Genomic DNA, 1,782 nt, shown 5'->3' with positions numbered 1-1,782 from the left:
TTTCTTGAACAAAAGGGCACTGTGACCCATCAGGTTAGCATAACTGGCCTCCACCCCTTGGATAGGCATGACGAAGGAATGAGAGGGCAATTGACCCGTTGAGACATGGGAGGGAAAGCCTCCAGGGGCGGCGTGGAGATGTACATTATATGGTGAAATATGGAGTAGTAGCTAACTCCTTTATTTAACTATGCCTTCACGAAGCCAAATGATCTGAATTGATTCCAATTACCCGTCATTCTATTTATAGAGGTTATGAAATCCTGCGAATAAGTGAGCATTCAAGAGATACTCGTATCAAACTGAGGGAGTTAAAGAACAAATTTATTGTAAATTTAAAGGAAAAACCATTATTTATATAGAAAGAATTAATTATGAATCTTAAACGCAACAAATAGATGGAGATTCTTACGAGGTGAATAGTAATTGAGAACCGAAAAAGAAATGTATGAATTGATATTAGGTATAGCACAAAAGGACGAACGTATTCGAGCTGTTTATATGAACGGTTCAAGAACTAATCCCAATGCTCCAAAGGATATTTTTCAGGATTACGATATTGTTTATGTAGTGACGGAAACAGCCTCTTTCATAAGAGATGAAAAATGGATAAGTATTTTTGGAGATTTACTTATGATTCAAGAACCTGATAAAAATGATAAATCTGTTGATATGGATATGGATTTTGACAGATCCTATGGATATTTAATGCTCTTTACAGATGGGAATCGTATAGACCTTCATCTCGAAACAAAAGAAGTTATGATTGAGGGATATATCAAGGATAAACTTACAACTCCTTTATTAGATAAGGACCATATACTTCCACCCATCCCTACTCCCTCAGATATTGATTATTGGGTAAAAAAGCCAATAGAACCAGTCTTTTTTAGTTGCTGCAATGACTTTTGGTGGTGTCTACAAAACGTTGGAAAAGGAATATGGCGTGATGAATTACCATATGCAAAACAAATGTTTGAATATGTAATAAGGGTTAGATTAGATGAAATGGTTTCTTGGTGGGTCGCCATAAAACACGACTTCCAAGTTTCGACGGGGAAGATGGGTAAGTATTTCAAAAAGTACCTTCCTGAATCTTATTGGGAAATGTACAAAAAAACTTATTCTGATAATAACTATGAGAATTTTTGGAGCTCTATATTTGTCACTTGTGAATTGTTTCGAACTTTAGCAAAAGATGTAGCTGAATATTTATTGTTCACATATCCAATTGATGATGATAAAAAAATGACGGAATTCCTAAAACACGTTAGTCAATTACCGGTTGATGCACAAGGTATTTATTAAATATATGTGTTCAGATTTCTCCTTAGAATTCGAGTCTTATTCTTCAACTAACAGGAGCTTTAGTGTAATAAAGGGTTGCTGCGGCAGCCTTTTTCTCTTGTTCCACTAACTAGGCAGATTAGCATTCCTGTAGATCGTTAAATATCAGATTTGAAAAAAATAGAGCCCCTCAGTAAGATACGAGTATAGAGTCCAATCTAACTCAAAGTCTTAAGGAGGAAGCCCTACTATGAATTTTAAATGCAAGACAAACAAAATCAACTAATTGAAAGAATTTCCGATACACATCTTAGTGTTGGCGTGGATATTGCTCAACAACTACACGTTGCAAGAGCAGTTAACTTCCGTGGAATTGTAGTTGGAGACCCTATTACATTTGAAAATAATGAAGAGGGGTTCGTTAAACTATTAAACTGGATTCATGATTTAAAAAGATTTAAAAACTTAGATGCAGCAATAGTAGGTATGGAGCCT

The 1,782-nt window shown here is 35.3% G+C and carries 1 protein-coding gene and 1 pseudogene; both read left to right on the top strand.

All coding sequences use genetic code 11. The features are described 5' to 3' along the window. The first annotated feature begins 426 nt into the window (after positions 1-426). Positions 427-1,308 carry an aminoglycoside 6-adenylyltransferase gene (locus J7E77_RS01040; RefSeq protein WP_214711787.1) on the top strand — a complete coding sequence of 294 codons (882 nt, stop codon included), beginning with the start codon at positions 427-429 and terminating at the stop codon, positions 1,306-1,308. A gap of 240 nt (positions 1,309-1,548) precedes the next feature. Continuing rightward, a pseudogene (locus J7E77_RS01035) lies at positions 1,549-1,782 on the top strand (IS110 family RNA-guided transposase); the annotation flags it as partial.

The organism is Bacillus sp. ISL-77, assembly GCF_018613105.1.
This window is presented reverse-complemented; position numbering and strand designations above follow the sequence as displayed.